The following is a 6,163-nucleotide window of genomic DNA, read 5'->3' as shown; positions in this document are numbered from 1 at the left end:
TGTGTCGGGAAGGTTAGGTGGACGCTATCTCCTTCCTCTGGCGGGCTGTAAAAGCCACTATGTCCCTCTGCCGTATAAGGCGTAGCCAGTGGGAACCACGTAGCTTCCTCCTTTTTTTGTGTCTCATCCATACTAAGATGGACTCGAACCTGATCCTTTTTGACCTCTAATACCTTTCCTTCAATTGCGGTGCCTGGTAGGAACGGAATACTGCGCCTATCTTGGCGTATGCCTTTTTCGAACAGCAGATGATACTCATAGGTAAGGATGCCTTGCTTCATGCGGGCGATAGACTTGGCTACTACAAGCTCCTTGCCCAGGAGTAAAACGCGATCACCCAGTTTCAATGTTTTTCTAGATTCTATCACATAGGCAACTGTATCCCGCTCTTCAATTGGCTGCTCGATGTCATTGTACTTACTATGTAAAAACTTAGAGCGATCCTTTAAGATCGTATAATTTGCCACGGAAAGCTTTTCCATTCGCCCTTCAGGTAGGCCAAACCAAAACTTCGGCTTATCAGCATCCACTGCAGCGACTAATACGGCACGAAAATGGGAAGCCATTCGTTGTAAAAATTGCCAATCCGTCTCCTTATATTGTAATATAAATTGCTTAAGAGGAGTAGCTTTCGATACAGTATCAATAACATCTGCACCTGAATAATCTTCTAGCACCTTTTTTATCATCGCCTGATAAGTCATTTTATGATGCTGAAAGGAGCGGTATTTTTTTTTACAATCCAAGGTGAATGTAGATGAAACAGCCTCTAATTCAATTTGATATACTCCCCTTGTCATTCGTATAGCAATTTCTGTTACCTGTCCTTTAAAAAGCGCATGCAGCCGTTGTCCGTTATGTTTTTGATAGACCTCTATTCGATCTGTCGTACTGGCAAGCTGCATACAACTATCTTTCTTTTCCGCAGGGATAAATCCGGTTATTGCTAATCTTGCATGGTCATTCACTGTTTGTGTCAACGTGAGATTATGCAATGTCTGGATTTCATAGGGGGATACGAGTTCAAGCTCACCGTATCCGATTACTTCCTCGTATGTGTTCACATGAATTCCCTTCTTTCCTCAGGGGACAATCGCTCATTCTTGCCCATCATCTTCTACTTTTATCGTTCCACAATACATACACATATTAATCGATTGACTAACTAACGCTGGATGATTTTCAATTAATTGATCATCCTTCCCATTAATCCAGGGCATTGTAATCACAGGAGTACAGGGCATGGGCTTTAAGACACCATTATTGGCAGCTGTAGCTGCCGCAACAGTAGGATTCGCTAATGTCTGGCATAACCCAAATGGTTGAATATTGACATAAGGCTTATAATCCATCGTATTCATCTGCGCCTTATTTTTCGTATAAACACCGTGACTAACTGGCATTTTTAAAATACTCGTTTGATCTCCTTGCGAACAGGATAATTTGGCACCAGCTACGACATAACTCCGTTGGTCGCCACCCTTTGTCTGCATTTCTTCTGACATAGAAAAACAATCCTTTCAATACGTAAGGTGTTATCACTTTTGCTAAACATAAGACTTAACTGCAAAACGTATGCATGACGACTCTTTCTTTAAATTGCTCTAATTTTAATCTCACTATTTTCTCACTAACATTACCTAAAAGGACCTTGCCATCATGTGCTTTAATCCTTTTTCAAGCTCCTCATCTATTTTCCTACAGAAAGAATGTCGTTCCATCTTCCTTCAGTTTGTATTTTTTGTAATCGTATTCCCCGAAAATCTCTGCGTAGAATACTCTCTGCTAATTCAATATTCACCACTATAAACTGTTCTTTAATGCCCTCGATTTGAAAGAATGGATAAGGAGCAGCCAACTGCTCATCTAAGACTAACTTCTTCAACGTACCATCAAGATGAAATTCCGTTTGAGCGGAAAGACAACGCACTTTTGGTGGGATCACCAGCCAATATAAGGTTTGCATTAATTTAGGCATATCCGTGAGAACAACTGCTTTAAATGGCATATTTGGGACATACTTTTCCACTAATTGTTTAACAGCATCAGAAATAAGCATGATTGGCTTTTCTATGAGATCGGTATACACCATCTCGCCTTTTTCTAATACAGGAAATTGCCGTTCAAGTTCCTCTAATTCTTCCATTCTTTCAATTGTTAATAGCTCTTTTTTAATCACTTGGGCGATACCAACAGGTTTCACAGCATTTGTGATACGTTCATCTTGAGATAGAATAAAATAGTTCATCTTTCGTCTCCTTTTTCACACTGTCTACTTCCAAATGACACTAGCTGCCTGGAATGGATCTAGCTTTACATATTCCTGTGCTTCCTTAGAGAAAATAGCCATTTCTAAATTGGCTCCCGCAAAATTAGTATTTCTAACATTTGCCCCCATAAAGCTGGCCCCTCGTAAATTCGCTAGCTCAAAATTGGCGCCTTCTAAATTCGCACCAGTAAAACGAACCGGTAAATAGCCAGGTATTTCCCATTTCTGACGATCTAGCAGACCACTCGCTCCTTGTACCTGTTGAAAATTCGCTCCCTGTAACTGACTATTACTAAAATCCGTCTCATAAATTGTGCTAAAGCTCAAATCCGTGTCCATTAGCTGACTCTCCCGAAAGCTAGTACCAATCAACAGACATTCACGCATATGACAATTGGTTAAATTGGCTTTGTGGAAAAAGGCATAGCGAATATCCAAGCCTTCATATCGCCCACCTGCTAAATTTAAATGGCTAAATACCTCGTATGGATATTCCTCCTCTAGTTGTTCATCTAGCCAAGCCTTTATTTCTTCACTATCCTTCGCTGAAAAATCCTCGCTATAGACAACCTCATTCATATCCATAAACTCGCCTACACGTATCTCGACAGCCACATCTCGATCTAGCGCCAAATACTCTGGACATCGAATAATGTCAGGTAGCGCATATCTAGCGAGACTTATTACATATTGGTGAAAATGTTTGGCGTCCTGAAGTCTAATGCGATCAATATCTGCCTGGGTAATTGCCCCCATAAAAGTTTTGCTATACAAACTTAATTCTTCAATGTATTGCTCTAAAAAATGATGCGCCCAGCCTGCATCATAAGTAGTTAAAAGCGGATGAATATCAAAAAACCATTCTTCATCCGTAGCTTCTACTAAATAGTGAGGGTTGCTCTCTAGTAGCTCTGTACGCAGCATTGAAAACGTAATATGTGCAATCGGTCCTTTCTGTTGAAGCGTTTGCTGTTGTTTTAGTTGCTGACATATTTTTTGAAAAGACATTCTAAAATCATCGGCGAGCTTATCCTTGGAGGCTTGAAAAAAATCCTCGAGCAATAAGAGATATTTCAACCTTCTTTTCTCTACTTCGTTATCATAAAAATGCTGTAAAACTCCCTGTGTCTGCATATAAGTCTCCTTCCTTCTCATTCACACGCAACCATTTTAATTTGCCTTTACTTCCTTCCCAAAAATTTGCACACTGCCATTCATCATTATTTTACTTTCTTTGCATTGTAAAGAAATTTCTTCCTCTGCAGACAAAAGAATATTCTTACTCGCCTTCACTGAAATATCTGCCTCTGAGATAAGTTTAATTTCTTTTTTACTAAATATTTCAATACCATTTGCTTCATTTAGCCGAATAAAAATATCGCCATCCTGTGCGGTAATAACCACTTCAGTTGGACTCATTTTAATTTCTTTACCAAAGGCTGTACGATAATATTTGGTTGAAGGATCATCTAGTTTGTTCGTTGCTGAAGTATCTAAATTTTTTCGTATGGAGCTGCTAGAAATTCCTTCCTCCTCACGATGTGAAGGAAAATAGACATGAACAAAGTCATTGATTTCAGGCATACAATACCAACCACTATGTCCCTCAGCTGTATAGCCCGTAGAATAAAGAAACCAATGTGCTTTTCCTTTATCCTGCTTCTCATCAATCGCTAAATGCACCTTAATATGATCCTTTGCGACTTCTAATACTTTTCCTTCCAGTGATAAACCTGAGATCGCATCGTTAAATAGTTCACTTTTATTCATGCCATTTTTCGTTGACAGCGTATAATAATGTTTCAGCAAGCCATCCTTCATGGTTGTGTATGCTTCACATATATAAAGCGTTTGTTGATGAAAAGTGACATGATCTCCTATTTCCATTACCTTATCTGTTTCCACCTCATAGTATAGAAAGTCATGCTCTCCCATACCTCCATTACCATTCTCTGTATATAGAAGGTAATCTGCTAGTTTTTTTCGGGTAGTATAATGGTAATCTTCTAGCTTGCCTTTAGCTCTACCAGCAGGCACACCAAAATGGAACTTTGGCTTATCAAAGGTAGCAGCAGGCACTAGTCCAGTGTTAAAACGTGAGGCTAGTCTTTTTAAAAATTGCCAATCGGTCTCTCGATATTGCAGGGTAAACTTGTCTAATTTAGCACCCTTTGTTGCTTGATCAATAATGTCAAGACCAGGATAAAAAGGATGTAATAGTTTAAATAAAGACGAATAGGTCATTTCCTTATCCTGATAGGAGCGATTTTTCTTTTTAATGTCTAGCTGATAGGTGCTTGAAGCCGCTTCTACTTCAATATAATAAATGCCACGAACTGAACGAACCTTCACATCTAAAATTACACCTTTAAATAATGGTGAAGGGACACCAAGATGATTAAGCTGATTTACTTCAATTGCCGATCTTGCCTCCGTCATTTCTACATAAGTGTCTCTCGCTACTTCAGGCACAATACCAGTAAAACGTAACATAGCATGTTCATTCATTTTTTTTACGATAGTAAGCTCTTGAATACTAATAAGCTCGAAAGGTAGAATTTGAATATTATGATAAGCTGTCACTACACTACTCATCGTATTCCCCCTCCGTTCCTACTATTTGAAGCAAATCGCAAGGATTCCATCATAGCTCTCGCAATCGGACGCCAAGTTTCAAGGTCCTCCTCCATACAATTGAAGGTTCCAATAAGCGCTACCCCTTCGATAGAGGCAAAGAACATTAAATTAAAAATATCGCCATCAATAGCCGGTGTTATAATCTCTAAAAAGCCGACTGTCTTCTCGTCAATCTTCAGGACATCCGTATCAAGCCAATCAGCTGAAGGTTGAGCTTGTTCAAGGATATCAATCATATTTTCTTGAAAAGCAGCAACTCCCTCTTCCTTTAATCGATGTGGAGTCAGGTTGAAGGCAAGATTAATCGATGAGGATTCATCTGTATAAATAAGATTTGGTCGACGGTCCGATGGGTACTTTAAGGCTGCTAATTCAGTAGACATCTTAGAAAATAGTTTTGGCATACGGATCGTCATTTTGCCATCCAATAACGACTGCTCCAACACCCCTACCTTCTCATCATCAATTATGATGTAGCTTTGATAGATATTTACTTTTTCTAAGTCTTGTTCCTCCTGCTCAGATACTGGCTCAGGCTCCTGTTCCTTTTGTAAGGCTACTTGTCGCTGGGCTAGCTCATGTTGCTCCTGCTCTCTCATTTCATTTCTTAATGCAATAATTTTTTCATCTATAAATTTCATCCCAATCACCTTCCGTTTTTTAACCGTTTTTCACCAACTATATTTCAACCTATCAACTATTATTTGCTTAGTCCCTACACATCCTTCATGACACAGAATTTGAAATCTGATCCTTCCATTGCCTCAACCATCTCATCAAAGGCATACCCGTTGGCAATGCTTCTCTCTACTTCTTCCTCACAAAAATATGAGTTTGAGTGCTATCTTTTCTATGTATAGGATCTTTTATTTCCGCCTTTAAAGTAATTTTAGGGAGATTAAAAATAATCTAAGGAACTATAAAAGTTCCTTAGATAATTAGTAAGTGTTTTATCCTGCTGCAATCTTAGACAGCGTAGCCACCCTCGATTTTTGCCAAATCTGTTTTGTCTTTCTTTTGCTTAATAAATAAGAAGAACTCACCGATACCTTCTGTGTCACCATATCTTTCTGTATAATCCACCACAAAAGCATTTGGGAAATGAATTTTTCTTACTACTTGATCAGCTGCAACAACCTCTAAAGTCACTTTACGGTAACAGTCAGCCTTCTCAGCAGGTACTAATGACCATAAACCCAATTTCATCGTATCATCAGAATTATCACCATCCGTAGCCGTTAAAATTTTACCTTTAAC

The 6,163-nt window shown here is 39.0% G+C and carries 7 protein-coding genes; all 7 read right to left on the bottom strand.

What is annotated here, in order from left to right:
* The coding region (locus RT445_RS22675; protein ID WP_313471630.1) for a contractile injection system protein, VgrG/Pvc8 family at positions 1-1,064 on the bottom strand (1,064 nt) is incomplete at its 3' end.
* Between the two features lie 33 nt (positions 1,065-1,097).
* Positions 1,098-1,505, bottom strand: a complete 408-nt coding sequence (locus tag RT445_RS22670) for a DUF4280 domain-containing protein (RefSeq protein ID WP_259419288.1) — start codon at positions 1,503-1,505, stop codon at positions 1,098-1,100.
* Positions 1,506-1,690: 185 nt separating this feature from the next.
* Complete coding sequence (locus RT445_RS22665) at positions 1,691-2,248, bottom strand: serine protease (RefSeq protein WP_274793712.1); 558 nt, start codon at positions 2,246-2,248, stop codon at positions 1,691-1,693.
* A gap of 24 nt (positions 2,249-2,272) precedes the next feature.
* Positions 2,273-3,403: a pentapeptide repeat-containing protein gene (locus RT445_RS22660; protein WP_274793713.1), complete on the bottom strand. Its 1,131-nt coding sequence runs from the start codon at positions 3,401-3,403 to the stop codon at positions 2,273-2,275.
* 36 nt (positions 3,404-3,439) lie between these two features.
* A complete protein-coding gene (locus RT445_RS22655; protein ID WP_274793714.1) occupies positions 3,440-4,864 on the bottom strand; it encodes a hypothetical protein in 1,425 nt (474 codons plus the stop codon).
* On the bottom strand, positions 4,861-5,547 hold the full coding sequence (locus RT445_RS22650) for a hypothetical protein (RefSeq protein WP_274793715.1): 687 nt from the start codon (positions 5,545-5,547) through the stop codon (positions 4,861-4,863). Before RT445_RS22650 ends, RT445_RS22655 begins: the two co-directional genes overlap by 4 nt.
* 325 nt (positions 5,548-5,872) lie before the next feature.
* Positions 5,873-6,163: membrane-associated protease 1 (locus RT445_RS22645; protein WP_313471629.1), on the bottom strand; the 291-nt coding region annotated here is incomplete at its 5' end.

Source organism: Lysinibacillus sp. (assembly GCF_032093475.1).
GTDB classification, from domain to species: Bacteria; Bacillota; Bacilli; order Bacillales_A; family Planococcaceae; genus Lysinibacillus; species Lysinibacillus irui.
The sequence above is the reverse complement of the archived record's forward strand: the minus strand, read 5'-3'. Positions and strand labels throughout refer to the sequence as shown.

Bases quoted from the DNA above. Each gene is read 5' to 3' on its own strand.
- RT445_RS22670 (WP_259419288.1), bottom strand. From the start codon at position 1,505: ATGTCAGAAGAAATGCAGACAAAGGGTGGCGACCAACGGAGTTATGTC.
- RT445_RS22665 (WP_274793712.1), bottom strand. From the start codon at position 2,248: ATGAACTATTTTATTCTATCTCAAGATGAACGTATCACAAATGCTGTG.
- RT445_RS22660 (WP_274793713.1), bottom strand. From the start codon at position 3,403: ATGCAGACACAGGGAGTTTTACAGCATTTTTATGATAACGAAGTAGAG.
- RT445_RS22655 (WP_274793714.1), bottom strand. From the start codon at position 4,864: ATGAGTAGTGTAGTGACAGCTTATCATAATATTCAAATTCTACCTTTC.
- RT445_RS22650 (WP_274793715.1), bottom strand. From the start codon at position 5,547: ATGAAATTTATAGATGAAAAAATTATTGCATTAAGAAATGAAATGAGA.